Here is a 25425-nt window from a genome sequence, read left to right on the forward strand (position 1 = left end):
CTGGCGGCGCAAAAAGCGCAAACAAAAAAACGCCGGGCTGAACCCGGCGTTTTTTTATGCGTTCGTTTTGTTGAAGGTCACTGACTCAGCTTGGCCGCATGCCGCTGGTGACGCTCCATGTAGCGCTCGACGTAGGAGCACGACGGGATGACGGTGTAGCCCATTTCGTCAGCGTACTCCAGCGCCTTCTCGGTCAAGGCTGCCGCAATACCGCGACCACGCAATGCGTTGGGCACGAAGGTGCGATAGATATCCAGGGTCTGCTTCCCCAGATCCATATAGGTCAGATAGGCACGATGACCGTCCACATTGGTCTCGAACTGATGACCAGCCTGGTCATGGTGGATGGACAACGCCTCGCTCATCACTACTCCTCGCGGGTCTGGAATTCCGACCCCTACCTTACCGATGTTTTTCCGGCGAAGGAACATCTACGCCACCCCGTGCCTGAATGGACACCGAGAAGAGCTGCACCGATCTCGCGCTACCGAGCACGTACAAATAGTAGGCACCATTGGCGGAAATGCTCAAGGTGCGCTCGTCATCGTGCGGGTTGGCGGGTGCTGCTCCGGATCACGCAGGATTGGTTCGACCCAAGATCGCTCGGGGTCGATAGCCTGTACATTGCCGGATGTTGAGACTTAAGACGAGCGCCCGTTGTTAAAGTCACCTGAACATCGAGAAAGATATTGAGAGGCGCCACACAAAAGCCGAACAAAAGTGTAGACGAATCCATGTAGGCGGACTTTAGCCAGACTGAAAAACAGCGCCGTGTCGCAGGAACTTTTTCTCATCAGCTCGCTCAGCCACGGGCCTTGCAGCTGGATATTTTTTAAACAATTCAGTTAAAAGTTGCTCGAAAAAGAATCAACGCCTACAATTTTTTTTGCTTCTTGCGTCACGTCAGTTTTACTTACTACAAGTAATGGGTAGTATGTACGCCGGCTATTTCCTCAATCGGAGGAGATAGCTACTTAATAGAAAGTCCTTGAAGGGGAACACGATGAACAACGTTCTGAAATTCTCTGCTCTGGCTCTGGCCGCAGTTCTGGCTACCGGTTGCAGCAGCGCATCGAAAGAAACCGAAGCACGTCTGACCGCTACTGAAGACGCAGCTGCTCGCTCCCAGGCTCGTGCAGACGAAGCTTACCGTAAAGCTGATGAAGCTCTGGCTGCTGCTCAAAAAGCACAACAGACTGCTGACGAAGCTAACGAGCGTGCACTGCGCATGCTGGACAAAGCTAGCCGCAAGTAATAATCCTTCGGGATTGTTATCAAGCCGACCCATTTTTTGGGTCGGCTTTTTTATTGCCTGGCGTTTCTCCAGACAATAAAAAACCCGTCGACGCGGTCCGCGCCGACGGGCCCTTTGCCAGCCTTACTGCAGCGGGTCGATCGGCATACTCGACACCATCGGCGCAACGCCGTTGCCCGGCACTGCGATCTCAACCGGCAGGCCGTCTTCAGCGGCGACCACATCACGCACCACATCCCAGTTCATGCGCAGGTTGTTGGTGATGTCTTCACGCTTGAGCATCGCATTGATGACGGAGGTGTGCTTGTCGACCACCGACGGGTTGCCCTTGTCGTCCAGCGGCGTATGCGCCTCCAGATAGACCTTGCCGCCACTCAGGCCGAACTTGTACGGGTCGTTGATGATCCGCACCGACGTACCGACCGGCACCATGCCCGCCATTTCCAGCACGTTATTGTTGAACATGCGGAAGCAACCGTGGCTGGTGCGCATGCCGATACCGAACTTCTTGTTCGAACCGTGGATCAGGTAGCCCGGTGTGCCCAGGGTGAACTTGAACGGCCCCAGAGGGTTGTCAGGGCCGGCCGGCACGACATTGGGCAGCGGATCACCGTCTGCTGCGTGCTCGGCCTTGATCGAAGCCGGAGGCGTCCAGGTCGGATTAGGTGTCTTGGCAATGATGCTGGTGTGGGCAATCGGCGAGCCCCAGCCTTCACGACCGATACCCAGCGGGAACGTGTACACCACGTTCTTGCCTTTCGGGTAGTAGTAGAGGCGGTACTCGGCCAGGTTGATCACGATGCCTTCACGGGGGCCTGGTGGCAGGATGAAGCGGGTCGGCAGGATGATTTCCGTGCCGGCGCCTGGCAACCAGGCATCGACACCCGGGTTGGCCGCGACCATTTCCGTGTAGCCCAGATCGTAGGCGGTACCAAGGTCGGCGAAGGTATCTTCGTACTTGGCCTTGATCACCTGCACCTGGCCGATGATGTCCTCACCTGGCGGTGGCAGGGGAAACTCCAATGCTGCGACTGGACCGGCCACAAAGAGGGCGGCAAGAGTCAGGCAGCGGGTGACGGCAGGAAAGCGCGGCAACATCCGGAAAATCCTTCGCATGATCAACAGAGATATAAGAGCGCGATTGTACACCGCTGTCCGTTATTTCGGGGAGATGGCCCGATTGCAGGCAATGCAAGGCGTTCACTGTGAGCTTGCTTCGGGTGGTGTCCTGAAGATGGCTGTGTGATGGGCGATTTTTGACCGGGTAAATATCCATTCTTTTGGTAACGGCCACCTATGGTTCCGCTCTTACAGCGGGTTACTTGGAAAAGCCCCAAGTAACCAAGGGCTCTTGCCCCTGACGTTCGGCCTCATGAGGGGGCGTGTACCGCAAAAGCAAAAGCGAGGCGGCCTACCGGCCGGCCTGATCGCGGGGTTCGTTTGCCTTGAGAATTGGGTCGGCTGTCAGGCCGCCATCGTCGGAACGCCGCCCGGACCAAGCTCGCTCCCACAGAAAAGCAAAGGCCGAGCAGCCCACACCATCGCGTCGCTCTTCACCACTCATCAGGCCGAGCGTTAGCTCGCCTGCAGCTCTTGATCTTGATCCACCCGCCCCCTCGGGAGGCTGAGTGGAGGTGTTCATCCGGGGATGGGCGCGCAGCGCCGTTCGACGCAGTCGAACTCATTGCATGTAGGTCGTCGCGAAGCAGACCGGAGGGCAATGCCCCCGGATGGATACCGGAGCGAAGGAACCCCGAGCCTTAGCGAGGGGCCGTACGTTCGGGGCGAGCGCTTTTGGTTACTTTTAAGGCGCTTGTTAAAAGTGACTCGCCGTAAGGGCGAAACCATAAGTCGCCGTTACCGCAGCAACGGATATGTACACGGTCAACAAAAGACAGGTCGGCTCGAAGGCCGCCTCGACTCCTGACGGATCAAAGCTCGAACCGCAGTTCAGGCCAGATCGGCGACGTCCCCCGCTTCTGCGACTCAAGAATGGCCCGGCACAGCGAACACAGCCGCTGGTCCTGAAACACCCGGCGATCAACACTCGACCAGCGAGGCGAAGCCGGCAACAGGCTGCCACACAGGGTCCGGTCCGCCGAGCCGCCCAACTCCAGCTGACGGGTCACCAGATGCACCCGCACTTCCTGGCAGGCGAACAGATCCAGCTGTTCGTCAGGCTCGATCAGTTGATAGGCAAATAGTGACCAGGCGGGACGCGGCATCGGGGGCTCCAAATCGGGGGCGCCACCTTAGCCGAAAGCCTGCCTCTAGAAAAGTCTCATAACAGCGGTTTTAGGGTAGGCCAGACATTTTCCAGCAACTTGTCCTGGGCCCCGGCCGCCGGGTGTATGCCATCAGCCTGCATCAAGTCCGGATGACCGCCCACACCATCGAGGAAAAACGGCACCAGCGGGATCTTTTTCTCATCGGCCAGGTTGCTATAGACCTCGGCGAACGCCTTGGTGTAACGCGCACCATAATTAGGTGGCAATTGCATGCCGAGCAACAACACCTTGGCACCGCTGGCCCGGGAGCTGTCGATCATCGAAGCAAGATTTTGTTGCAATTGAGTTGGCAGCATCCCGAGCAGGCCATCATTGCCGCCCAACTCGAGGATCACCAGTTCCGGTTTATGCTCTGCAAGCAGCGCGGGCAGGCGCGCCTGGCCTCCGGCACTGGTATCGCCACTGATGGACGCATTGATCACTTTGTCGTCGAAACCTTCGCGCCTGAGCCGTTGCTCAAGCAGCGACACCCATCCCAGCCGGGTATCCAGCCCGAAACCGGCGCTGATACTATCGCCAACGATCAGGACTGTACCCGCCGCTGCGTTTTGGGCCATGCACATCAAGGCCAGGCCAGCACTCAAAAACCAGACACGCATCGGACTCTCCATGGGCGCAAGCATTCTCATCGCGAAGGACCTTAGCAAAGTGGTTCCCAGCGCGGAAGGTGAACTGACCATCCTGCACCAACTCAGCCTGGAACTGAACAAGGGCGACAGCCTGGCCATCGTCGGCGCTTCGGGTTCCGGCAAGTCCACCCTGCTGGGCCTGCTCGCCGGCCTCGACCTGCCGAGCAGCGGCGAAGTCACCCTCGCCGGACAAGGCCTGAGCAACCTCGATGAAGACCAGCGCGCGCGCATCCGCGCCGAGCACGTGGGTTTTGTCTTTCAATCGTTTCAGTTGCTCGACAGTCTCAATGCCCTGGAAAACGTCATGCTGCCTCTGGAGCTCGATGGCCGCAAAGACGCCCGCGAACGCGCCACCCAATTGCTGCAACGGGTGGGACTGGGCCAACGCCTGACTCACTCGCCGCGCCAGCTCTCCGGCGGCGAGCAACAACGCGTGGCGATTGCCCGCGCGTTTGCCGCCGAGCCGGATGTGCTGTTCGCCGACGAACCGACCGGCAACCTCGACAGCCACACCGGCGAGCGCATCAGCGACTTGCTGTTCGAGCTCAACCAGGAGCGCGGCACGACCCTGGTGCTGGTGACTCACGATGAACGCCTGGCCCACCGCTGCCGACGCCTGATCCGTCTTGAAGCCGGCCTGCTGGTCGCCCCTCTGGAGCCTTGATGGCACGTCTGCCGCTGTTGCGCCTGTTCAGCCTCGCCATCCGCCAATTGCTGCGTGATGCCCGCGCCGGTGAATTGCGCGTGTTGTTTTTCGCCTTGCTGGTGGCCGTGGCCGCCAGCACCGCCATTGGCTATTTCGGAGCCCGCCTGAACGGCGCCATGATGCTGCGCGCTACCGAATTCCTCGGTGCCGACCTGCTGCTCGAAGGCAGTTCGCCCGCGCGCCCCGAACAGATAAGAAGCGGTACCGAACTGGGTCTGGAACACGCTCAGGTGGTGGAGTTCTCCAGCGTCATCGCCACCGACAACGGCATCCAGCTGTCCAGCATCAAGGCGGCCGACGGCACCTACCCGCTACGCGGCGAATTGAAAAGCGCGCCCGCACCCTTTGCCACGGAAACAGTCGGTGGCGGACCGCAACCCGGAGAAGCCTGGGTCGAGGCACGCCTGTTGACCGCCCTGGACCTGAAGATCGGCGACAGCATCGATGTCGGCATGAAAGCCCTGAAACTGGCACGGGTGCTGACTTACGAACCCGACCGCGCCGGCAATTTCTACAGCTTGACGCCGCGAGTGCTGATCAACCTCGACGACCTTGCGGCCACCGGCGTGGTGCAGCCCGGCAGCCGGGTCAGCTATCGCGAATTATGGCGAGGCAACGCTCAGGCACTTGAGACGTATCGGCAACTGATCAAACCGGGGCTCGCCGCCAACCAGCGCTTGCAGGACGCCCGCGACGGCAATCGACAGATCGGCGGCGCCCTGGGCAAGGCCGAACGCTACCTGAACATGGCCAGCCTGGTGGCAGTGCTGTTGTCCGGCGTAGCGGTGGCGCTGTCGGCAACCCGCTTCGCCACCCGCCGGTTCGACGCCAGTGCCCTGCTGCGCTGCCTCGGGCTGTCGCGCCGGGAAACCATGGTGTTGTTCAGCCTGCAACTGACTGTGCTCGGGCTGCTGGCCAGCATCAACGGTGCTCTCCTCGGTTGGCTCGCCCAACTGGGGTTGTTTGCCCTGCTGCATGACTTGTTGCCGACCGATGTGCCTCCGGGCGGGCTGTTTCCGGCAGTTGCCGGGATCGGCACCGGACTGGTGGCGCTGGCCGGTTTCGCCTTGCCGCCACTGGCGGCTCTGGGCCGGGTTCCGCCATTGCGCGTGCTGCGCCGGGACATGCTGCCGATCCCTTCCAGCACCTGGATGGTCTACGGCGCAGCGCTGGGCGCCCTCGGCCTGATCATGTGGCGCTTGAGCCTGGACCTGGTGCTGACCTTTGCCCTGCTCGGCGGCGGCGTGATTGCAGCACTGGTGCTGGGCGGCTTGTTACTGCTGCTGTTGAAGAGTCTGCGGCGCATGCTTGCCCGTGCGCCCTTGCCCTGGCGTCTGGGACTGGGCCAACTGCTGCGTCATCCCCTCGCTGCCGCGGGCCAGTCCCTGGCATTCGGCCTGATTCTGCTGTCGATGGCGCTGATTGCGCTGCTGCGCGGCGAGTTGCTGGACACCTGGCAGAACCAGCTGCCGAAAAACGCACCGAACTACTTTGCGCTGAACATCCTGCCAGCGGACAAACAGGCCTTCACCGATCACCTGATTGCCGTGTCGGCGCAATCGGCTCCGCTGTACCCGGTGGTGCCCGGGCGCTTGATCAACATCAACGGCGAGCCGGTGCAGCAAATCGTCACCAAGGAATCGGCAGGTGATCGGGCAATCCAGCGCGACCTGAGCCTGACCTGGGCCGCGGACCTGCCGACGGGCAACAAACTCACGGCCGGCAATTGGTGGAACGAACAGACGCCGGACGATGTTCCTGGCGTGTCGGTAGAGGGCAAGGTCGCCGAAAGCCTGAAGATCAAGCTCGGCGATCACCTGGTTTTCAGCGTTGGCGGGGTCAATCGCGAGGCGAAGGTCACCAGCCTGCGGGAGATCAACTGGGACAACTTCCAGCCAAATTTCTTCATGATCTTTCAGCCCGGCACCCTCAAGGATCTGCCAGCAACCTACCTGACCAGTTTCTATCTGGCATCGGGTCATGACCAACAGATTGTCGACCTGTCCCGCGCTTTCCCGGCGGTGACCATCCTGCAGGTCGAAGCCTTGCTGGAGCAACTGCGCAGCATCCTCGCCCAGGTGACCCTGGCGGTGGAGTACGTGTTGCTGTTCGTGTTGGCGGCGGGGATGGCGGTGCTGTTCTCCGGCCTGCAAGCGACGCTGGATGAACGCATTCGCCAAGGCGCGTTGCTGCGTGCGCTGGGGGCGGAGCGGCTATTGCTGGTCAAGGCTCGACGTATCGAGTTCGGCCTGCTGGGCGCAGTCAGTGGCTTGCTGGCTGCGCTGGGTTCGGAAGTGGTGAGTTGGGTGCTCTACCGCTACGCCTTTGACCTGCCGTGGCATCCGCACCCGTGGCTGTTGGTGCTGCCACTGCTGGGCGCCGTGCTCATTGGTGGCGCCGGGGTGTTCGGCACCCGTCGGGCATTGAACACCAGCCCGCTGACAGTCCTGCGCGAGGGTTGATAGACTCCTGCCATTCTCACCACAAGAAGCTGTCATGAGCCGTTACCGCCCTCCCCGCACCGCTGGCACCGCGCTGATCACCCCCGAGGGTGAGGCGCGGATGCGCGCCGAGTTCCATGAGCTGTGGCATGTACGTCGGCCCCAGGTCACCCAGGCTGTCAGCGAAGCCGCGGCCCAGGGGGATCGCTCGGAGAACGCCGAATACACCTATGGCAAAAAGATGCTGCGAGAGATCGACAGCCGCGTGCGTTTTCTCACCAAACGCCTGGAAGCGCTCAAGGTTGTCAGCGAAAAACCCAGCGATCCGAACAAGGTCTATTTCGGCGCCTGGGTCACGATCGAAGACGAGGATGGCAAAGAGTCGCGCTACCGCATTGTCGGGCCCGATGAGCTGGACCTCAAACAGGGCCTGATCAGCATCGACTCGCCCTTGGCTCGCGCCCTGATCGGCAAGGCACTGGACGCCGAAGTCCGGGTCCAGACACCGACCGGTGAACAGTGTGTGTATATTGTGGCGATCGACTACCCGTGAGTTTCAACGCCGGGTGATCAACCCTTGCCGGGCAACGCGGGTCAGTTGCCGGATCACTTCAGGCGCATCTTCGAGGCTGGGGGACTGAATCACTGCCAGGTCGAAACTGTCGTCGGCAAAACGAGCGAGCGACTCACCGTCGTCGACAAACTGGATCAGGAAGGCAGCGGGACCGCCGGTACGACGTGGCCAGCCATCGAGATAACGCAAGAGCGTCGGCTGATGTTTGCCGCCAAGCAGGATTTTTGGATTGCGCTGGGTCAGATGTGCCGTGATCGGCGCGGGACGTACAACGGCGTTTAGTGCATTCATTGGGTCGTGTCTCTGCCTCAAAAGTCTGCATGGCAGGTGAGAGGCAACACCGAACCAGCGCTTTAGCGGTATTTCGAAGCCTGTTCCGGCTTCTATCGGCAACTGGATGAGTCACCTGGCGCCCCGCAAGTAGCTGTTTAAATCGGCGCATGAGCAACATCCTAGAGAAGCTGACTGGACAGTGTCAAGAATGACGCTCAACAAAAAAGGCCCGCAATGCGGGCCTTTTTGTTGAGCCAGAGGGGTCAGCCGGCGATGGCACGGTCCGCCGAGAGTTTGCCCGCACCTTCGATCAATACCGCGATACTGCCACCGAGCAATGCCAGGGCGAATTCATAACCGTTGTTGGCCATGAACAGACCATTGCTGATGTGCACCGAGAAAATCGCCACCAGCGACAGGAAGATCAGGCCCAGTGCGGCCGGGCGAACCAGCAAGCCGATGATCAGGGCCAGGCCGGCGAAGAACTCGGTGCCACCCGCCAGTGCCGCCATCAGGTAACCCGGCGTCAGTCCGAGGCTTTCCATGTACTGCGCGGTTCCAGCCAGACCATAGCCACCGAATGCCCCGAAGAGTTTCTGCGAGCCGTGAGCGGCGAAAACAATGCCGACCACAATGCGCAGAACGGTCAGGCCGTAGCCGGCGCGGGTAGACATTACCTTATTGATCAGAGTGCTCATGCTGTTTCATTCCTTGTAAGTGTGTGTTGGTTGGCCGCTATATTAATCAGTAATTCACATGTTAAAAGCGCAAAAAACCCGTCATAACAATCAGATTAGTTGATCATTTGCGTGAGGCAACCTTTTGCCCCTGGGGCTCCAACGACTCCCGCTCCCGATCGAATGCCAAGTAATACTTGTTCACGCTATTAACATAGCTGACGGGGCCCATACCCACTTGCTCCATGGCAATGCGTTCAACCTGGAAGAACCACTGGTTGGGATTCAAGCCTCGCCGCCGGGCTTCTGCCCGCATGCCTTGCACTCGCTCCGGCCCGATGTTGTAGGCCGCCAGCACGAAGGCCATGCGTTCGCGCTCGTTGAGTTTGGGACTGGCAAAGAACTTGCGCCGGATCATCGCCAGGTACTTGGCCCCTGCCTGCACATTGCCATCAAGGTCCTGGATATTGTTGACACCCACCCGCTGCGCCGCAGATGGCGTGATCTGCATCAGACCGGTGGGGCCACCGCCACTGCGGGCGGCGGGTTGCAGGGCTGACTCCTTGAAGGCCAGCGCCGCCAGGTTCAGCCAGTCCATGCCCTGGGCATCGGCGTGCTTCTGCAGCACCGGGCGAAGCTTTTCCAGACGCTGCCGGTCCGCCTTGGCCAGTGGATAGTGCACTTGATAGAGACGACGATAGATCCGCAGGAACGCGGCGTCCTGATCCGATGGTTTTTTGTAGCCGGTGAGGAAGCGATCAATGCTGGCCCGCAACATCGAGGCATCACGGCGCACGAACCAGAATTCTTCTCCCGGCTCGCTGATGAGTACCTGCTTGTCAAAACGCAGCTTGGACAGGATCTTGCCCCAGCGCTCGGCGATCGGCTGCTCGACGATGGTCAGGTGGAAGATCCCCCCCTGCACCATCTCCAGTACGTCCTCGACAGCAAGACTCGGATCGACCCATTCGATGATGACCGGAGGCAGTTTGTGCAGGGCGAGCTTTTGATTGATCTGGCTGACGGCATCCCCGGCGGCGCTGCCGGCAGGTAACGCCAGGGTCTTGCCGGAAAGCTGTTCAAGTTTGGTATAGCGGCGTTCGCCTTTGATGCCTACCAGGACCAACGGGATGTTGCTGGCAATCGGCTCACTGGTACTGACGGCGAAACCCGGTTGCAGATCGAGCAACTCGCCCGGTGCCACCAAATCGCCCTCTCCGCGCTGCAATGCGCCGAGCAGTTGATCCTTGGCCTTGGGAATGATCTTGAGGGTAATTTCCTGGCCGTCACGGGCATGGCCGTTGAGGTATTGCTCGAACGCTCTCAGACGATGGTATTCGACCCCGATCGCCTGCCCCTGGACTTCGCCGGAACTGTTGCGGCTCTGGTTGACCAACACCCGCAGCACACGACTGCTGCGAATTTGGGCAAGGTCGCGCACCTTGCTGGCCGGTACGGCTTGCAGCGGCCCGGGCAGACGCGCGACCGCCGTCATCGGCAGTAGCAGCGAACAACACAGCAGTAGCAAAACCGAGGGACGAATCATCCACTCTCCGGAAAGAATATGAGGCCCGCTTCAATGACGAAAACCATCAAGCGCGGCGACAAAAACAGAGCGCCCAAGGCGCTGGCAAAGTGCGAAAGACTGGCACAATGATGGCAAAACTACCAACCCAGCCTGGTCCGCGGCTCAAGAGACAGCGTTAACCCGTTGTAGTTCTTGGCTTTTCTTATAAATCCACGGCTCTGATATGCTTTCCGGCCTTTGGGCCGAGGTAGCACCATGCAACTCATCGATATCGGCGTCAACCTGACCAACGCCAGTTTTGCCGACAAACACCAGGCTGTACTCGACCGTGCCTATGCGGCCGGCGTGTGCCAACTGGTGCTGACCGGCACCAGCGTCGAGGGCAGTGAACAGGCCCTTGAGCTGTGCCAGCAACTGGACGAAAGCGCCCGGCGCCTGTTTGCCACCGCAGGTATCCATCCTCACTGCGCCAGCGACTGGAACGCCGACAGCGCCCGACGTTTGCGCAGCCTGCTCAACGAACCGAATGTGGTGGCCGTGGGTGAATGCGGGCTGGATTTCAACCGTGATTTCTCGCCGCGCCCGCAGCAGGAGAAGGTCCTGGAAGAACATCTGGCCATGGCCGTCGAATTGCAGCTGCCGGTTTTTCTGCACGAACGCGACGCCAGCCAGCGTTTGCTGGAAATCCTGCACGACTTCCGCGACCGACTGCCGGCCGCTGTGGTGCACTGCTTCACGGGTGAACAGAAGGCGCTGTTCAGCTACCTCGACCTCGACCTGCACATCGGCATTACCGGCTGGATCTGCGACGAGCGCCGAGGCACGCATTTGCATCCGCTGGTCAAGGAAATCAAGCGCGGGCGCCTGATGCTCGAAAGCGACGCACCGTATCTGCTACCGCGCAGCCTGCGCCCCAAGCCGAAAAACGGGCGGAACGAGCCGGCGTACCTGACCGAAGTACTGCGCGAAGTGGCGCTGCATCGCGGGGAAAGCCAGGAAGATCTGGCGGCGCATACCACCGCGTGCGCACGGGCGTTCTACGGCTTGCCATCAATCCCCCAGTAACCACAAATCCCCTCCCACGCTGGAATGCTGAGGGGCCGTTGATCTGCATCAAGAATCAGCCACCTGAGTAGCGGCACAATGCTGGCACCTTGCCAAAACTGTTTCCGCTATCAGAGAAGACCTCCATGGGTGCCTGGCTTAGCAATATCTCGCTGAAATACAAATTCTGGGCGGTCAACGCCGTCGCTTTCGTCACCACCCTGTTGCTGGTGCTATACGCGGTGCAGCTCGAACAGCAGGCCCGCAGTGACGCCGCCCAGGATTCGGCCCGGGCCCAGGCGCGATTGCTCGAAGCCTGGCCCGCCGGGCAAACGCTACCCCACGCCGACAACCTGCTGACGTTCAATCGCGGACAAGCGCCGTCGCTGAATGAACAACCCATTCCCGAACTCATCAATGCAAACGGCTGGGTCGAGATCAACCTGATGCCGCTGTTCGGTGACAATCCGTTGATGGGTGCCGAAGTGTTTACCCGTGCCGATGGCCAGCGGGTCGCCGTGATTGCCCACGGTCCAAGCTTGAGCCAGGTGTTCAGCGAGCGCTTCGCCAACTACGCGTTGGCCGTGTTCATCCTGATGCTGGCAATGCTCGGTGCCTCGCAGTTATTGATCCGCTTCCTGCTCAGCCAGCTCAACACCTTGAAAGACGTCATGCTGCACGTGGAGAAAACCGGCGACCTGTCGGCCCGCGTGCCATTGGCTTGCAGCGACGAAGTCGGGCAAATGGCCAACGCCTTCAACGCCATGCAGGCCGGTTATCAACGGGTGGTCAACACCGTCGCCAGCACCGCCCGGCAACTGGACGTCGGCGCCGCGCGGCTGGCGGCCAGCATGAATGAAGTGCGCCACGGCATGCTGGGCCAGCAAAGCGAAACCGATCAGGCCGCCACGGCGATCAATGAAATGACCGCCACGGTCTATCACATTGCCCAACACGCGGGCGCCACCCGTGACCTTTCACAATCGGCCAATACCCTGGCCGGCAGTGGGCAGGAGGTCGTGACACGGGTGCAACGGTCGATTGCCGGACTGTCCACCGGCGTCCAGCAGACCGCCGAGATGATTCAACGGCTGGCCGAGGACAGCCAGAAGATCAATGGCGTGGTCAACGTGATTCACAGCATCGCCGAGCAGACCAACCTGCTGGCGCTGAACGCCGCCATCGAAGCGGCCCGGGCCGGCGAGATGGGCCGCGGCTTCGCGGTGGTCGCCGATGAAGTACGCAACCTCGCCAAACGTGTACAGGCTTCCACGGATGAAATCACCCTCATGGTCTCGGCGTTGCAGGCTGGCACGCGGGACGCCGTGGATTTCATGCAAGAGAGTTCGTTCAAGGCCGACGACTGCGTACAACAGGCGCAAGAGGCCGGCGCGGCACTGGCCGAGATTACCGGCGCAGTGGCGCAAATGCGTGAAAGCAATACACAGATCGCGGTGGCGGCCGAGCAGCAAAGCCAGGTGGCGGAAGAGATGAACCGGGCGGTGGTGAGCATCCGTGACGTGACCGAGAACACGGTGCAACAGACGGTGACGTCGGCGACCACCAGCAATGAGCTGGCGGCGTTGGCCGGGGAACTGAGCAAGGCGATAGGTCAGTTGAAGCTTTGAGGGACTCTTCGCGAGCAAGCCCGCTCCCACAGTTGAAATGCATTCCCCTGTGGGAGCGGGCTTGCTCGCGAAGGCGTCAGTCGAATCCACATCAAATTTGAACATGACGCCTATCAAACCAATAGCCAGCCTTGATTCGCCGCCAGCATAGACCGGGCCTATTCTTCCTACATGTGTTCAACATGGATCGAGGATCGGCATCATGGGTAAACGTCACCCCAACCTACCCGCCTGGCAATGGCGAGCGTACCCGAACAATCATCAGCACCCGACCAATCTGGTGCTGCATCTGATCGCGGTGCCGCTGTTCATCGTGGCATTTCTACTGATTGTGACCGGGGTGTTCAGCCTGAGCCTGGCAAATATCGCCATCGGCGTGATCGGTGTGATCGCGGCGATGGCCTTGCAACGCCACGGCCACAGCCTGGAGACCCAAGCCTCCGAACCCTTCAGCGATCGCAAGGATGCAGTATCACGCCTGTTGGTCGAGCAGTTCCTGACGTTTCCGCGGTTCTTCCTCAGCGGTGGCTGGTGGCGCGCCTGGCGTGAGCGCCACCGCCGTCACTGATCAGGCGAACACGGTCACCGTCTGCCGGCTCATGGCGATCAACCGGCCATCCGCGCTCCACATTTTTGCGGCCGCATGCCCGTAGCCGTCGGCGGCGTATTCGGTCTCGACGAGGTATTTACACCAGTCCAGGGTGTTCAGTTCCAGCAGCGGTTGCACGAACTCGATGGTCCAGGTCAGCGTGCTACCCATCGCCGGCTTCTTCAAAAACGGCATCAGGGCCGGCGGCCAGGCGTCCACCAGCGCCAGGATATGCGCCTCGCCGATGGCCTCTTCCTTTACGTCGCCGCGCAAGCGTACCCAGCCACCCATTTGCCGGGATGTGCTACCGCTGAACGGCAACCCGCCGACACTCCAGCGCATCGCCAGATGCCGCATGAACTCAGGGATGACGCCTTCGACGAAAGGCAACTCCTGGCATTCGTCCCAGTGCTTCATTTCAGGTGCCGGTTCAGCGGCCACCGCCACTTCCGAGGGGCGCGAGGCACCGAAGCTGCCCTGGATCAATGTCACCACCTGCCCCTTCTGCACTACCCGGCCCAGCACTTGGCTGACGGCCTTGCCTTCGCGCAGTACGTCGACCTCAAAACTGACCGGCACCTCGGGCTCAACCGGGCCGACGAAGGTGATTGCCAACGAACGCACCGGCCGATCCGCCGGAACCCGGGCGCGCATGGCTTCGTACTGCAAAGCGGCCACCAGGCCACCGAAACTGGCCCGCCCCTGAGCCCAGGAGGCCGGGATAGACAGCTCCAGCGGCTGGCCGCGGACAGCGTCGAGCAGTTCGGAAAAACGCATGAAAACCTCTGGGATCGGAAAAGATGAAGGGATCTTAACCATCTGGCGAAGTTGATACATCGCCTATTCCGGCCAAATTGACTGACAGATGAGCCCAACAAGGCTCGCTCCTACAATGGATCCGGGGAGGTCTCAGGATTTGAAACAGGCCTTGCCGAGTTTTTCCAGCACCCGATCCGCACGGCTTTCAGCCTCGGCCATGGTGGCTTCCCAGACAGCAACACAGGGTTGCAAATCCGCTTCCCGTTCAGCCATCGCCAGCCATTGCACGCAATCGTGCCAGTCACCCAGTGCGCCCTGGGCCGACTTCAACCGGGGCATGGCCGCTTTCGGCAAACGGTCCAGTTCGGGGTAGGCGTCGATGCCATAGCGCACGCGCTTGATCAACAAGCGCAGCCGATGACGGTCGTGGGTCGGATCGTGCAGTGCCTCGTCGAGTTTTTTCCACTGCTTGCCCAGGCGTTTTTCGATGCGCTTGCGCAGCCCCTTGAGCAATCCCTGGCGCTGGGCAGCACGTAGAAAACGTGGAAACGCATCGAGGACGATCAGCATTTGCGCGAGCTCGGGACTGGCTGCCACGGCCGGATAGGCCTCGGCCATTTGCGCCATGCGCCACTGTGCGGCTTGGGGTTGATGGTGCTGGAGCAGGTACGCCGCCAACACTTCGCGATCGCGTAAAGGTGTGCTCAGTTCGCCCACCCGGGAGGCGGCCGCTTCCAGTTGTTCGACACCGGGCAGCCCGCGCAAGGGCCGCAACAGGCTGCGTAACCGCCGCATGGTTGTGCGCAGGTCGTGTAACGCTTCAGGGTCTGTACGCTCTTTCAAGCGGGCCTGACAGGCAAGCAGACGAACTTCCAGGCCCAGAACCTGAGCCACCAACCGATCGATCATGGGGGTTTACTCCGTAAACAGCGCGAGGTTGCAAGCTCCAGGCTGCAAACTCGAAAGATCTTGCAGCGTGCAGCTTAGAGCTTGTAACCGCTTTTCGCTTTTAACGCCCCGCGCGCGATTCACGAATATAGAAACGAGCCTTCTCGGCTTTCCTGGTGCAGCCTTCGAACCCCTCGAATTGCTGCTGGGTCTTGGCCGCGGTCAACAGCGACAGGGCCTTGGAGTAACTGACAGTCCCGGCGAACCCTTCGGCCTTGGCCAGGTCCAGTTCATGCCATGCCGCATCCAGATTACTACCACAGCTGTCGCGATAAGCGGTTTTGCCGGCACAACCGGCGAGCGCCAGGGCAATCAATGGCACGCAGATCCAGGCTTTCATCATTCACTCCTCAAGAATAGGTCAACAGTCATGCAGGTAAGACGTTGTGGCACCTGAAAAGTGCCGTTGGTCCGCTGTGCAAACTATAGCGCCGACGAGAATAACCATGTGCCGCCATGGAGTGTCGAAAATACGACGCTCTTGTCCCCTCGTACGACCATGGCGATTGAAGCATGGCCCTCGATGGGTGCATTGTTGAACCATTCAAACGAGGGCGATTCATGAAAAAGCGCGTCGCACTGGTATTGGGCTCGGGTGGAGCCCGGGGTTATGCACATATCGGGGTCATTGAAGAGATCGAACGGCGCGGGTATGACATTGCCTGTATCGCCGGATGCTCCATGGGCGCGGTGGTGGGCGGAATCTACGCCGCCGGCAAACTCAATGACTACCGCGACTGGATCGAGAGCCTGGACTATCTCGACGTGTTGCGCCTGGTGGACGTCAGTTTTCGCCTGGGGGCGATTCGTGGCGAGAAAGTCTTCGGGCAGATCCGCAAGATCGTCGGCGAAATCAACATCGAAGATTTGCGTATCCCCTACACCGCCGTTGCCGCCGACCTGACCAATCAGCAGGAAATCTGGTTCCAGGAAGGTTGCCTGCATCAGGCCATGCGCGCCTCGGCGGCGATTCCCAGCCTGTTCACCCCGGTGATGCAGGGCAACCGCATGCTGGTCGATGGCGGCATTCTCAACCCGCTGCCGATCGTGCCGGTGGTGTCGAGCCATTGCGACTTGATCATCGCGGTCAACCTCAACTCCACCAATCAGCGCCACTATCAATTGCCGGTCATCCAGCGTCCCGCCGCCTTCAAGACCCGCTTCGACAGTCTGATCAATTCCCTTGGCTCGAAGCTGCCGTTCCGCCGCAAACAGGCCGAGCAATTGTTGATCCTCGAGCAGGAGGCCCTGAGGGCCGAAGGGGCGGACCTCAACCCGTGGATCGAATCCGCCGAACCCGAAGCGCAGCAACCGGCGGCGGCTCCGGAAGCCAGTGGCGCCCCCCGCTCCGCCACCGGTTCGTTCATCATCGACAACGTTGGGCCGGCGTCCTTGCTGGATTTGATCAACCAGAGTTTCGAGGTGATGCAGACGTCGCTGGCGCAGTACAAGATTGCCGGGTATCCACCGGACATCCTGATCAACGTGCCCAAGCGCGTGTGCCGTTTTTTCGAGTTCTACAAGGCGCCGGAATTGATCGCGCTGGGACGGGAGATTGCGCGGGATACGCTGGACCGGTATGAGAATGAGCAGAACTGAATGCCTGAAGGTTCTCGGGTGACTATCAGGCCCTCATCGCGAGCAGGCTCGCTCCCACAGTGAATCTTCGGTGGTCACAAAATGTGTGTCTGACCAGGATCCCATGTGGGAGCGAGCCTGCTCGCGATGGGGCCAGATCAGGCAACGAAGATCTAAAGGCTACCCTCACCCAACAACCGATACCCCACCCCTGCCTCAGTGACGATGAACCTGGGCTGGGTCGGGTCATCCGCCAGTTTCTGGCGCAAGTGCCCGACCACGATGCGCAGGTAGTGAGTGTCTTCGGTGTGGGTCGGCCCCCAGATGTCCTTGAGCAATTGCTGCTGGGTGATCACCCGCCCTGGATGCCGCGCCAGTTGCGCCAGCACGGCGTATTCCTTGCGGGTCAGCGCGACTTCGACATCGTCGAGCAGCACCCGGCGATACGCCAGATCGACCGTCAACGGACCGAAGCTCAGCGCCGCTGGTTGCGCCTCGCCTGCGGGCACCTGGCGCAATAACGCACGGATCCGCGCCAGGAATTCCTGAATGCCGAATGGCTTGGTCACGTAGTCATTGGCGCCGCCATCCAGGGCCTCGACTTTCTGCCCTTCACTGGCGCGCACGGAGAGCACCAGCACCGGCACCGTCGACCACTCGCGAAAGTCACGCAATACCTGTTGGCCGTCCATGTCCGGCAAGCCGAGGTCGAGCACCAGCAAGTCCGGTTTGTTCAACGCAGCTTGCACCAATCCTTCGCTGCCGGTACCCGCCTCCAGCACTTTGTAGCCCTGGGAAACGAGGCTGATGCGCAGGAATTTGCGGATCTGCGGTTCGTCGTCAATGATCAGGATGGTCGGGGTCTGGCTCATGAATTCACATCAACACAAAGAAGTGGCAAGAGAGTAGCGCAAGCACGATCAGGCTTCACTGTCGTATCCCGGCTGAGCCTGCAGCGGCAGGTGCAACGTGATGCAGGTGCCGCGCCCCTCGATGCCGTCGGCGACACTGATGCGACCGCCATGGGCACCGACCATGCCCTGACAAATCGCCAGCCCCAGCCCGGTACCCTGCCCGCCGCGATCACCCCGCGCCGCGGTGTAGAACATGTCGAAAATTTTCGCCCGTTCCTCTTCCGGAATCCCCGGCCCCTCATCGCTGACCGAGAAAAACAGCTCGCTGTCATCGGCCCCGGCGCGCAGTTGCAAGCGCCCGTGGGGTGGCGAAAACCGCGCGGCGTTTTCCATCACGTTGATCAGTGCCTGTTCGATCAGCGCGGCATGCACATACAGCAACGGTAACTCGGCCGGTACGTCGGTGCTGACCTGCAACGGCGCAAGGACTGCCCGCAGGCGATTGCGCGCACTGCCGACGATGTCTGCCGGCGACACCCAGTCCCGTGCCAGCTTCAAGGCACCGTGGCCGAGGCGGGTCATGTCGAGCAGGTTTTGAATGTAGCGGTCCAGGCGCTCGGCTTCATCGCGGGTGCCTTCGAGCAACTCACGTCTGTCCTCCAGCGGGATCGCTTCCCCCAGGGCCAGCAGGCTGTCGATACTGCCGCGCATGGACGTCAGCGGTGTACGCAGGTCATGGGACACCGACGCCAGCAAGGCGCTGCGCAGTTGCTCGGTTTCGCCGTGCAGCCGCGCCGCTTCCAGATCGTCGGCCAGTTGCGCCCGGGCCAGCGCCTGGGCCAGCGGCTGGCTCAGTGCGGTCAACAAGCGTCGGCGCTGGCCGCTCAGAGTCTGGCCTTCCCTGGCGCACACGCCAAGCAACGCCAGCGGTCCGTCCTCCACCGACAATGGCCACCACCACCAGCGGCCGAACGGCAAGGTGCCGGTGCCCGCACCCGCGGGTTGATCGTGCTGCCAGGCCCAATCGGCGGCGCCGCGCTCGGCTTCGCTGAACTCCAGGGGGCCACCGGTTTCGACTTGCCAGCCGTTTTGCCCGTCGCGATTGAGCAGGCACAGTTGCACATCACTCCAACCATTAAGGTGCTGGGCAGCCGCGCTGACCACGGCCTGGCGGTCGGTGGCGGCGGTGAGTTTGCGGGACAGGTCGAGCAGTTCAGTGGTCTCTTCCTGGGTATCGCGCAATGCCTGCAATTGCCGGCGCTGGCGCGCCGCGAGGTTGCCAGTGAGGGCCGCCATCAGCAGGAAGAACAGCAAGGTCAGCACGTCTTCCTCGCGCTGGATGCTGAAAGAGAAATTCGGTGGAATGAACAGGAAGTCGTAGGTCAGGAACGACAGCGCCGCACAAGCCAGCGCCGGCCCGAGGCTGCTGCGCACCGCCACCAGCAATACCGCTGCAAGGAACACCAGGGAAATATTCGGCAGTGGCAAAACACTCGCCACCGCCCAGGCCAGGGCGCTGGCCAGAACCGTCGCGACCACGGCCAATGCATAGTCGAACCAGACCAGTGAATGCATCGACCGCTGATGGGGTTGAAGCTGTTGGTGATCGCTGTCGAGAACGTTGATCTCCAGCCCACGTGCATTACGCAGCAGTCGCGCCGCCAGCCCGCCACCGAACAGACGTCGACGCAGTCTCGGCCGGGACTGGCCGACCAGCACCAGGCTGGCGCGGCGTTCGGCGGCATGCTGGATCAGGGTTTTCGCCACTTCACCGGCGCGCAGCAACACCACTTCGCCGCCCAGGCGCTCGGCCAGTTGCTGGGCGCTCTGCAGACGCAGGCGGGACTGCTCGTCACGCACGCTGCCGTTGTCCACGTGCACCAGGCTCCAGGGCAGGTGCCGCCGCTGGGCCACGCGACTGGCATGGCGTACCAGGCGCTCGGCCTGGGCATCGCCGTCGACCCCCACCAGCAATCGCCCGCGCACGGCCGGCGCCGCTTGCCCCAACTGACGATACCCCTGGGCCAGATCGTTATCGACCTGAGCCGCCGCGGCTTGCATCGCCAGTTCGCGCAGGGCCGTGAGGTTAGTCTGGGAAAAGAACGCGTCGATGGCCGCCCGCGCCTGCTCCGGCACATAGACCTTGCCGTCGCGCAGGCGCTCCAGCAGCTCCCGTGGCGGCAAGTCGATCAGCAGCAGTTCGTAGGCTTCCTGCAACACCCAATCAGGCAGGGTCTCGCGGACCTGCACGCCAGTGATGCCGCGCACCTGGTCGTTGAGGCTTTCCAGATGCTGGACGTTGACCGTGGTGTACACGTCGATGCCGGCGGCGAGCAGTTCCTGAATGTCCTGCCAGCGCTTTTCGTGGCGGCTGCCCGGAGCGTTGGTGTGCGCCAGTTCGTCGACCAGCACCAGCTTCGGTTTGGCGAGGAGCAGACCGTCGAGGTCCATTTCTTCGAGCAACACGCCACGGTACTCGGAACGTACCAACGGCTGTTGCGACAAGCCGCCGAGCAGTGCTTCGGTTTCGGCCCGGCCGTGGGTTTCGACGACGCCGGCGATGACCTTCACCCCTTGACGCAACTGGGTATGGGCCGCTTGCAGCATGGCGTAGGTCTTGCCGACACCCGGTGCGGCACCGAGAAATACCTTGAGCCGGCCACGGCCATCGCGGGGCAGGTCTGCTAACAGCGCGTCGGCGCGGCCGGAGTTGCTCATTTTCATTGCCTTGTTTGACTTGATAGTTGGGTGTGGCATTAAAAGATCGCAGCCTGCGGCAGCTCCTACGCCAGATGGCGTACATCCTGTAGGAGCTGGCGAAGCCTGCGATCTTTTGATCTACAGTTTTTCCAGCGCCCGATTCAACTCAAGCACATTCACCACCGGCGGGCCTATCAGTGGTTGCTCGACGTGGGCATCCAGCAGTTGTTGCAGCGTTGCGACCGGCAGGTTGCGCGCCGTCGCGACACGCGCCAGTTGATAGGCAATCGCCGCCGGTGGCAAGTGCGGATCCAGACCGCTGCCGGATGTAGTGAGCAGCGCCAATGGCACCGGCCCCTGCCCTGGCACCAACAGTTTGCTGGCATCGTCGATCACCCGCGTCGCCAGCGCCGGGTTGCTCGGCGACAGGTTGCTGGCACTGCTCGACACGGTGGCAAAGGCACCGGCCGAAGGACGCGGGTGAAACCAGGCGTCGCCGACGAAATCCTGGGCGATCAGCGAGGAACCGCGGACCTTGCCTTCGGCATCCCGCACCAGGCTGCCGTTGGCCTGATCCGGGAACGCGACCTGGGCCACGCCGGTGACCACCAGTGGATAAGCGACGCCGGTGATCAGCGTCATCAGGACCAGCAGGCTCAGGGCCGGGCGTATCAATGTGGACATTTCAAAATCCTCTAATTCACAAGTCAGGTACACCGTGGCGCATCCATCGCGAGCAAGCTCGCTCCCACAGGGTATGAGGTGCTTTTGTGGGAGCGAGCTTGCTCCGGGCGGCGTTCCGACGATGGCGGCTTATCTGGCACACCACGCAGTCAAACCAGATGCAACGCCGTCAACAGCATGTCGATCGCCTTGATGCCCACGAACGGCACCAGGATCCCGCCCAGGCCGTAGATCAGCAGGTTGCGCCGCAGCAAAGCCGCCGCACTCGCCGCATGAACCCGCACTCCGCGCAACGCCAGCGGAATCAGCACCACAATGATCAGGGCGTTGAACACGATCGCCGAGAGAATCGCGCTCTGCGGGCTGCTCAGGTGCATCACGTTGAGCACGCCCAGTTGCGGGTAGATCGCGGCGAACAGCGCCGGCAGGATCGCGAAGTACTTGGCCACGTCGTTGGCGATGGAAAAGGTCGTCAGCGCACCGCGGGTGACCAGCAATTCCTTGCCGATCTGCACCACGTCCAGCAGCTTGGTCGGGTCGCTGTCGAGGTCGACCATGTTGGCCGCTTCACGGGCCGCTTGAGTACCGTCGTTCATCGCCATGCCGACATCCGCCTGGGCCAGGGCCGGGGCGTCGTTGGCGCCGTCGCCGCACATGGCAACCAGACGACCGTCGTTTTGCTCGTGACGAATGCGCGCCAGTTTTTTCTCCGGCGTGGCTTCGGCCAGCACATCGTCCACACCCGCTTCAGCGGCGATGGCAGCGGCGGTCAACGGATTGTCGCCGGTGACCATGACGGTGCGGATCCCCAGCTTGCGCAACTCGGCGAAACGCTCGCGGATACCGGGCTTGACCACGTCCTTGAGGTGGATCGCACCCAGCAACTTGCCGTCGGCACACACCAGCAACGGGGTGCCGCCGCTTTGGGCGATCTTGTCGATCTCACGGGACAACGATGCAGCCAGATCAGCGCGCTTGAGGTCCACGAACGCCAACAACGAATCCACCGCGCCCTTGCGGTACACGCGCCCCTGATAGTCGACACCGGACAAGCGGGTTTCAGCACTGAACGGCACAGCGGTCAACAGCTCGGCGGATGGCTCCGGCTGAGGGTGAAGGCCACGCAAGTACTCAACGATGGACTTGCCTTCAGCCGTGTCATCGGCCAGCGAGGCAAACAACGCGCCTTCAGCCAGTTCCCTGGCAGTGACGCCAGGCGCGGCATACACCGCCGAGCAACGACGGTTACCAAAGGTGATGGTGCCGGTCTTGTCCAGCAGCAGGACGTGCACGTCCCCCGCCGCTTCCACCGCACGACCGGACTTGGCGATCACGTTCAGGCGCACCAGGCGATCCATCCCGGCGATACCGATGGCCGACAGCAAACCGCCGATGGTGGTCGGAATCAACGTGACCAACAGCGCCACCAGGAACACCAGTGGCAGGCTGCCATTGGCGAAGTGGGCGAACGGTTGCAGGGTGACGACCACCAGCAGGAAGATCAGGGTCAGGCCGATCAGCAGGATGTCTAGCGCCACTTCGTTCGGGGTTTTCTGGCGTTTGGCGCCTTCGACCAGGGCGATCATGCGGTCCAGGGTCGACTCGCCGGGGTTGGCGGTGATCTTCACCAGCAGCCAGTCGGACACCAGCCGTGTGTTGCCGGTAACGGCCGAGCGGTCACCACCGGACTCGCGAATTACGGGGGCCGATTCACCGGTAATCGCTGCTTCGTTGACCGCCGCGATACCTTCGATCACTTCGCCGTCACCGGGAATCATCTCTCCCGCCTCGACGCGCACCACATCGCCTTTGCGCAGGTTGGCGGCGGGCACCACCTGAAAGCTGCCGTTGCCGGTCCTGCGCCGGGCGCTGAGGCCTTCGCTGCCGGCCTTGAGGCTGTCGGCGCGGGCCTTGCCGCGACCTTCGGCCAGGGCTTCGGCGAAGTTGGCGAACAGCACGGTGAACCACAGCCATACAGCGATTTGTGCGGCGACGAAGGTCGGCACTGCCGTGTCGGGAATGAAGCACAGCACGGTGGTCAGGATCGCCGTCAGTTCGACCACCAGCATCACCGGCGCACGCTGCAATTGCCTTGGGTCGAGCTTGACGAAGGCTTGCACCAGCGCCGGACGCCACAGGGCCGAGAAAGCGGTTTTTGGCGCTTCGACCGACTTGGTCGGTGACGCAGGTTTTGAAGCTGGAACGTGCATATTCATGATGGATTCCTTAGCTCCTTATTTCAGAAGAGCAGCCATACTCAAATGTTCAGCGATAGGACCCAGCGCCAATGTAGGCAGGAAGGTCAAACCGCCCACCAGCAAAATGGTCACGGTCAGCAGGGTCACGAACAGCGGACCGTGGGTCGGGAAGCTGTTCTGCCCGATCGGTGCGGTTTTCTTCATCGCCAGGCTGCCGGCCAGGGCCAGGACCGGGAGGATGTAGCCGAAGCGACCGATCAACATGCCCAAGCCCAGCATCAGGTTGTGGAAGGGGGTGTTGGCACCGAAGCCGGCAAAGGCGGAACCGTTGTTGGCGCTGGCCGAGGTGTAGGCGTAGAGCAACTGACTGAATCCGTGAGGCCCAGGGTTGCTCACCGCGGCCACAGGACCAGGCAGGCTGGCGGCAATCGCGCCGAGCACCAACACGCCAATCGGCATGACCATCAACGTCACCACCAGCAACTGCACTTCCCTGGCCTGCAGTTTCTTGCCGAGGTATTCCGGAGTACGGCCGATCATCAGGCCAGCGAGGAACACCGCGATCAGCACGTTGAGCAACATGCCGTAGAGCCCTGCGCCGACGCCGCCGAAGATCACTTCGCCCACCATCATGTTGACCAGCGCCATCATGCCGCTCAGCGGGCTGAGGCTGTCGTGCATGCCGTTCACCGAACCGTTGGACGCGGCCGTGGTGGTCACCGACCACAACACCGTGGCAGTGGTGCCCAGGCGAGCTTCCTTGCCTTCGAGCGGCGCGGTCTGTTCGACGGCGACATTGTTCAGGGCCGGATTCGGCTGGTATTCAGCCCACAGCGAGGTTGCGCCGCCGATCAGGAACAGCGCCAGCATGCAGGCGATGATCGCTCGGCTCTGGCGCAGGTCCTTCACGTAATGGCCGAAGGTGAACACCAGCGCGACGGGGATCAGAATGATCGAGGCCATTTCGAACAGATTGCTCCACGCCGTCGGGTTCTCGAACGGATGCGCCGAGTTCACGCCGAAGAAACCGCCACCGTTGGTGCCCAATTGCTTGATCGCAATCTGACTGGCAGCCGGCCCCAGCGGGATCACCTGGTCAACACCCTGCATCGTCACCGCATTCACGTACTGCGCGAAGGTTTGCGGCACGCCCTGCCAGACCAGATACAGCGCCAGCAGCAGGCACAGCGGCAACAGGCCGTAGAGGGTGGCACGGGTCATATCGACCCAGAAGTTGCCCAGGGTCCGGGTGGATTTGCGGCCGATGCCGCGACACAGCGCGACCAGTACCGCCAGGCCAGTGGCGGCGCTGACGAAGTTCTGCACGGTGAGGCCTGCCATCTGGCTCAAGTAGCTCAGGGAGGCTTCGCCGCTGTAGCCCTGCCAGTTAGTGTTGGTCATGAAGCTGACGGCGGTGTTGAACGCCAGCGTCCACTCCTGTCCCGGCAGGCTCTGCGGGTTCAGTGGCAGGTGGTCCTGGAACAACAGGATCGCGAACAGCAGCAGGAAACCCGCGAAGTTGAAGGCGAGCAAGGCCAGCGCGTACTTCTGCCAGCTCTGTTCGGCCTGCGGATCGACGCCGGCCAGACGATAACAACCGCGCTCGACAGGACCGAGAATCGGCGTCAGCCACGTGCGCTGCCCTTCCATCACCTTGTAGTAGAAGCGCCCGAGAAACGGCGCCGGGACTAATACCAGGGCAAAAAACCCGAGGATCAGCCAATAGTCATAATTGTGCATGGCCACTCCTAGTTCCGGTCCGCGCGCAGCAGCGCAACCAACAGATAAATGAACAGCCCCACTGCCAGCAGCAGCGACACCCCATCCAGAACGCTCATGGAAGTTCTCCGTGTTACGGCGTATTGCCGCGTGTGGAGTCATTGTCGGAAAGGAGGCTGTAAAGGAACGAGACCGAGGGTGCCTGCGGGGCATAAAGAACGCGTAAAGAGTGGGTTTACGCCGGGGTTACAGGGTGCGCGAAGGTGCTCCGGCCAGGAGAACAACGGGTGTGTCGTACATAGCGCTCTAAATTGTGCGCCAGGGTAGTGAGTGAACGCTCCAAGTCATGGATA

At 61.5% G+C, this 25425-nt stretch carries 24 protein-coding genes; 8 read left to right on the forward strand and 16 right to left on the reverse strand.

The genetic code is table 11. The features are described 5' to 3' along the window. Nucleotides 1-77: 77 nt before the first annotated feature. Nucleotides 78-365, reverse strand: coding sequence for a GNAT family N-acetyltransferase (locus ACMDB8_RS19905; RefSeq protein WP_007973562.1), 288 nt, complete (start codon nucleotides 363-365; stop codon nucleotides 78-80). A 638-nt stretch (nucleotides 366-1003) separates the two neighbouring features. Here ACMDB8_RS19905 and oprI point away from each other — a divergent pair. Continuing rightward, nucleotides 1004-1255 (forward strand): outer membrane lipoprotei OprI, encoded by a 252-nt coding sequence (gene oprI, locus ACMDB8_RS19910; RefSeq protein ID WP_003199355.1) that lies wholly within the window; start codon nucleotides 1004-1006, stop codon nucleotides 1253-1255. Between the two features lie 123 nt (nucleotides 1256-1378). Here the strand turns inward: oprI and ACMDB8_RS19915 are convergent, their stop codons facing one another. The 3 genes from ACMDB8_RS19915 to ACMDB8_RS19925 all read right to left on the reverse strand — a co-directional run bounded on the left by ACMDB8_RS19915 (nucleotide 1379) and on the right by ACMDB8_RS19925 (nucleotide 4142). Next, nucleotides 1379-2353, reverse strand: a complete 975-nt coding sequence (locus ACMDB8_RS19915; protein WP_056727119.1) for a L,D-transpeptidase family protein — start codon at nucleotides 2351-2353, stop codon at nucleotides 1379-1381. Between the two features lie 833 nt (nucleotides 2354-3186). Continuing rightward, the gene (locus ACMDB8_RS19920; protein ID WP_007991769.1) at nucleotides 3187-3480 is read right to left on the reverse strand and encodes a hypothetical protein; all 294 of its coding nucleotides are present in this window, start codon (nucleotides 3478-3480) and stop codon (nucleotides 3187-3189) included. A 56-nt stretch (nucleotides 3481-3536) separates the two neighbouring features. Further along, a complete protein-coding gene (locus tag ACMDB8_RS19925) occupies nucleotides 3537-4142 on the reverse strand; it encodes an arylesterase (protein ID WP_409078907.1) in 606 nt (201 codons plus the stop codon). 10 nt (nucleotides 4143-4152) lie between these two features. On the opposite strand from ACMDB8_RS19925, the gene ACMDB8_RS19930 reads away from it, so the two are divergent. Genes ACMDB8_RS19930 through greB form a run of 3 tightly spaced genes read left to right on the forward strand, consistent with a single transcriptional unit; the run spans nucleotide 4153 to nucleotide 7872 of the window. Then, nucleotides 4153-4836 carry an ABC transporter ATP-binding protein gene (locus ACMDB8_RS19930; RefSeq protein ID WP_046043370.1) on the forward strand — a complete coding sequence of 228 codons (684 nt, stop codon included), beginning with the start codon at nucleotides 4153-4155 and terminating at the stop codon, nucleotides 4834-4836. Then, a complete protein-coding gene (locus ACMDB8_RS19935) occupies nucleotides 4836-7340 on the forward strand; it encodes an ABC transporter permease (RefSeq protein ID WP_056727120.1) in 2505 nt (834 codons plus the stop codon). Before ACMDB8_RS19930 ends, ACMDB8_RS19935 begins: the two co-directional genes overlap by 1 nt. Before the next feature lie 34 nt (nucleotides 7341-7374). Then, a complete protein-coding gene (gene greB / locus ACMDB8_RS19940; protein WP_007973570.1) occupies nucleotides 7375-7872 on the forward strand; it encodes a transcription elongation factor GreB in 498 nt (165 codons plus the stop codon). Nucleotides 7873-7875: 3 nt separating this feature from the next. Here greB and ACMDB8_RS19945 read toward each other — a convergent pair whose 3' ends face one another. From ACMDB8_RS19945 to ACMDB8_RS19955, 3 genes are all read right to left on the reverse strand, one after another. Beyond that, complete coding sequence (locus ACMDB8_RS19945) at nucleotides 7876-8184, reverse strand: hypothetical protein (protein WP_056727122.1); 309 nt, start codon at nucleotides 8182-8184, stop codon at nucleotides 7876-7878. Nucleotides 8185-8429: 245 nt separating this feature from the next. Next, nucleotides 8430-8864: a DoxX family protein gene (locus tag ACMDB8_RS19950; RefSeq protein WP_056727123.1), complete on the reverse strand. Its 435-nt coding sequence runs from the start codon at nucleotides 8862-8864 to the stop codon at nucleotides 8430-8432. 103 nt (nucleotides 8865-8967) lie between these two features. Beyond that, nucleotides 8968-10389, reverse strand: coding sequence for a transglycosylase SLT domain-containing protein (locus tag ACMDB8_RS19955; protein WP_223541081.1), 1422 nt, complete (start codon nucleotides 10387-10389; stop codon nucleotides 8968-8970). A 237-nt stretch (nucleotides 10390-10626) separates the two neighbouring features. Between ACMDB8_RS19955 and ACMDB8_RS19960 the strand changes: the two genes are divergently transcribed. The 3 genes from ACMDB8_RS19960 to ACMDB8_RS19970 all read left to right on the forward strand — a co-directional run bounded on the left by ACMDB8_RS19960 (nucleotide 10627) and on the right by ACMDB8_RS19970 (nucleotide 13611). After that, nucleotides 10627-11436, forward strand: coding sequence for a TatD family hydrolase (locus tag ACMDB8_RS19960; protein ID WP_409078908.1), 810 nt, complete (start codon nucleotides 10627-10629; stop codon nucleotides 11434-11436). Between the two features lie 125 nt (nucleotides 11437-11561). After that, nucleotides 11562-13043, forward strand: a complete 1482-nt coding sequence (locus tag ACMDB8_RS19965) for a methyl-accepting chemotaxis protein (protein WP_223541082.1) — start codon at nucleotides 11562-11564, stop codon at nucleotides 13041-13043. A gap of 202 nt (nucleotides 13044-13245) precedes the next feature. Next, a complete protein-coding gene (locus ACMDB8_RS19970; protein ID WP_056727127.1) occupies nucleotides 13246-13611 on the forward strand; it encodes an Mpo1-like protein in 366 nt (121 codons plus the stop codon). Here the strand turns inward: ACMDB8_RS19970 and ACMDB8_RS19975 are convergent, their stop codons facing one another. From ACMDB8_RS19975 to ACMDB8_RS19985, 3 genes are all read right to left on the reverse strand, one after another. Further along, nucleotides 13612-14409: an acyl-CoA thioesterase gene (locus ACMDB8_RS19975; RefSeq protein WP_056727128.1), complete on the reverse strand. Its 798-nt coding sequence runs from the start codon at nucleotides 14407-14409 to the stop codon at nucleotides 13612-13614. A gap of 132 nt (nucleotides 14410-14541) precedes the next feature. Then, a complete protein-coding gene (locus tag ACMDB8_RS19980) occupies nucleotides 14542-15300 on the reverse strand; it encodes a CHAD domain-containing protein (RefSeq protein ID WP_056727129.1) in 759 nt (252 codons plus the stop codon). Between the two features lie 100 nt (nucleotides 15301-15400). Further along, nucleotides 15401-15679, reverse strand: coding sequence for a hypothetical protein (locus tag ACMDB8_RS19985; RefSeq protein ID WP_007973587.1), 279 nt, complete (start codon nucleotides 15677-15679; stop codon nucleotides 15401-15403). Between the two features lie 221 nt (nucleotides 15680-15900). Between ACMDB8_RS19985 and ACMDB8_RS19990 the strand changes: the two genes are divergently transcribed. After that, the gene (locus ACMDB8_RS19990) at nucleotides 15901-16938 is read left to right on the forward strand and encodes a patatin-like phospholipase family protein (RefSeq protein WP_056727130.1); all 1038 of its coding nucleotides are present in this window, start codon (nucleotides 15901-15903) and stop codon (nucleotides 16936-16938) included. Between the two features lie 152 nt (nucleotides 16939-17090). Here ACMDB8_RS19990 and ACMDB8_RS19995 read toward each other — a convergent pair whose 3' ends face one another. From ACMDB8_RS19995 to kdpF, 6 genes are all read right to left on the reverse strand, one after another. After that, on the reverse strand, nucleotides 17091-17789 hold the full coding sequence (locus tag ACMDB8_RS19995; protein ID WP_056727131.1) for a response regulator: 699 nt from the start codon (nucleotides 17787-17789) through the stop codon (nucleotides 17091-17093). A gap of 48 nt (nucleotides 17790-17837) precedes the next feature. Further along, nucleotides 17838-20489, reverse strand: coding sequence for a DUF4118 domain-containing protein (locus ACMDB8_RS20000; protein ID WP_409078909.1), 2652 nt, complete (start codon nucleotides 20487-20489; stop codon nucleotides 17838-17840). 120 nt (nucleotides 20490-20609) lie between these two features. Next, entirely contained in the window at nucleotides 20610-21155 is a 546-nt protein-coding gene (gene kdpC / locus ACMDB8_RS20005) for a potassium-transporting ATPase subunit KdpC (protein ID WP_056727133.1), read from the reverse strand. Nucleotides 21156-21304: 149 nt separating this feature from the next. Next, complete coding sequence (kdpB, locus tag ACMDB8_RS20010) at nucleotides 21305-23371, reverse strand: potassium-transporting ATPase subunit KdpB (protein WP_056727134.1); 2067 nt, start codon at nucleotides 23369-23371, stop codon at nucleotides 21305-21307. Between the two features lie 18 nt (nucleotides 23372-23389). Continuing rightward, nucleotides 23390-25093 carry a potassium-transporting ATPase subunit KdpA gene (gene kdpA, locus ACMDB8_RS20015; protein ID WP_223541085.1) on the reverse strand — a complete coding sequence of 568 codons (1704 nt, stop codon included), beginning with the start codon at nucleotides 25091-25093 and terminating at the stop codon, nucleotides 23390-23392. A gap of 8 nt (nucleotides 25094-25101) precedes the next feature. After that, entirely contained in the window at nucleotides 25102-25191 is a 90-nt protein-coding gene (kdpF, locus tag ACMDB8_RS20020; protein ID WP_007899818.1) for a K(+)-transporting ATPase subunit F, read from the reverse strand. Nucleotides 25192-25425: the final 234 nt, after the last annotated feature.

Origin of the sequence: Pseudomonas monachiensis (assembly GCF_047345015.1) — a bacterium.
GTDB classification, from domain to species: Bacteria; Pseudomonadota; Gammaproteobacteria; order Pseudomonadales; family Pseudomonadaceae; genus Aquipseudomonas; species Aquipseudomonas monachiensis.

Excerpts from the sequence above, each read along its gene's own strand:
- ACMDB8_RS19960 (WP_409078908.1), top strand. The coding sequence starts at position 10,627 with ATGCAACTCATCGATATCGGCGTCAACCTGACCAACGCCAGTTTTGCC.
- ACMDB8_RS19945 (WP_056727122.1), bottom strand. The coding sequence starts at position 8,184 with ATGAATGCACTAAACGCCGTTGTACGTCCCGCGCCGATCACGGCACAT.
- kdpA (WP_223541085.1), bottom strand. The coding sequence starts at position 25,093 with ATGCACAATTATGACTATTGGCTGATCCTCGGGTTTTTTGCCCTGGTA.
- ACMDB8_RS19930 (WP_046043370.1), top strand. The coding sequence starts at position 4,153 with ATGGGCGCAAGCATTCTCATCGCGAAGGACCTTAGCAAAGTGGTTCCC.
- kdpF (WP_007899818.1), bottom strand. The coding sequence starts at position 25,191 with ATGAGCGTTCTGGATGGGGTGTCGCTGCTGCTGGCAGTGGGGCTGTTC.
- ACMDB8_RS19975 (WP_056727128.1), bottom strand. The coding sequence starts at position 14,409 with ATGCGTTTTTCCGAACTGCTCGACGCTGTCCGCGGCCAGCCGCTGGAG.
- ACMDB8_RS20000 (WP_409078909.1), bottom strand. The coding sequence starts at position 20,489 with ATGAGCAACTCCGGCCGCGCCGACGCGCTGTTAGCAGACCTGCCCCGC.
- kdpC (WP_056727133.1), bottom strand. The coding sequence starts at position 21,155 with ATGTCCACATTGATACGCCCGGCCCTGAGCCTGCTGGTCCTGATGACG.
- kdpB (WP_056727134.1), bottom strand. The coding sequence starts at position 23,371 with ATGAATATGCACGTTCCAGCTTCAAAACCTGCGTCACCGACCAAGTCG.
- ACMDB8_RS19955 (WP_223541081.1), bottom strand. The coding sequence starts at position 10,389 with ATGATTCGTCCCTCGGTTTTGCTACTGCTGTGTTGTTCGCTGCTACTG.
- ACMDB8_RS19965 (WP_223541082.1), top strand. The coding sequence starts at position 11,562 with ATGGGTGCCTGGCTTAGCAATATCTCGCTGAAATACAAATTCTGGGCG.
- ACMDB8_RS19980 (WP_056727129.1), bottom strand. The coding sequence starts at position 15,300 with ATGATCGATCGGTTGGTGGCTCAGGTTCTGGGCCTGGAAGTTCGTCTG.
- ACMDB8_RS19905 (WP_007973562.1), bottom strand. The coding sequence starts at position 365 with ATGAGCGAGGCGTTGTCCATCCACCATGACCAGGCTGGTCATCAGTTC.
- ACMDB8_RS19985 (WP_007973587.1), bottom strand. The coding sequence starts at position 15,679 with ATGAAAGCCTGGATCTGCGTGCCATTGATTGCCCTGGCGCTCGCCGGT.
- ACMDB8_RS19995 (WP_056727131.1), bottom strand. The coding sequence starts at position 17,789 with ATGAGCCAGACCCCGACCATCCTGATCATTGACGACGAACCGCAGATC.
- ACMDB8_RS19990 (WP_056727130.1), top strand. The coding sequence starts at position 15,901 with ATGAAAAAGCGCGTCGCACTGGTATTGGGCTCGGGTGGAGCCCGGGGT.
- ACMDB8_RS19920 (WP_007991769.1), bottom strand. The coding sequence starts at position 3,480 with ATGCCGCGTCCCGCCTGGTCACTATTTGCCTATCAACTGATCGAGCCT.
- ACMDB8_RS19935 (WP_056727120.1), top strand. The coding sequence starts at position 4,836 with ATGGCACGTCTGCCGCTGTTGCGCCTGTTCAGCCTCGCCATCCGCCAA.
- ACMDB8_RS19925 (WP_409078907.1), bottom strand. The coding sequence starts at position 4,142 with ATGCGTGTCTGGTTTTTGAGTGCTGGCCTGGCCTTGATGTGCATGGCC.
- oprI (WP_003199355.1), top strand. The coding sequence starts at position 1,004 with ATGAACAACGTTCTGAAATTCTCTGCTCTGGCTCTGGCCGCAGTTCTG.
- ACMDB8_RS19915 (WP_056727119.1), bottom strand. The coding sequence starts at position 2,353 with ATGTTGCCGCGCTTTCCTGCCGTCACCCGCTGCCTGACTCTTGCCGCC.
- greB (WP_007973570.1), top strand. The coding sequence starts at position 7,375 with ATGAGCCGTTACCGCCCTCCCCGCACCGCTGGCACCGCGCTGATCACC.
- ACMDB8_RS19970 (WP_056727127.1), top strand. The coding sequence starts at position 13,246 with ATGGGTAAACGTCACCCCAACCTACCCGCCTGGCAATGGCGAGCGTAC.
- ACMDB8_RS19950 (WP_056727123.1), bottom strand. The coding sequence starts at position 8,864 with ATGAGCACTCTGATCAATAAGGTAATGTCTACCCGCGCCGGCTACGGC.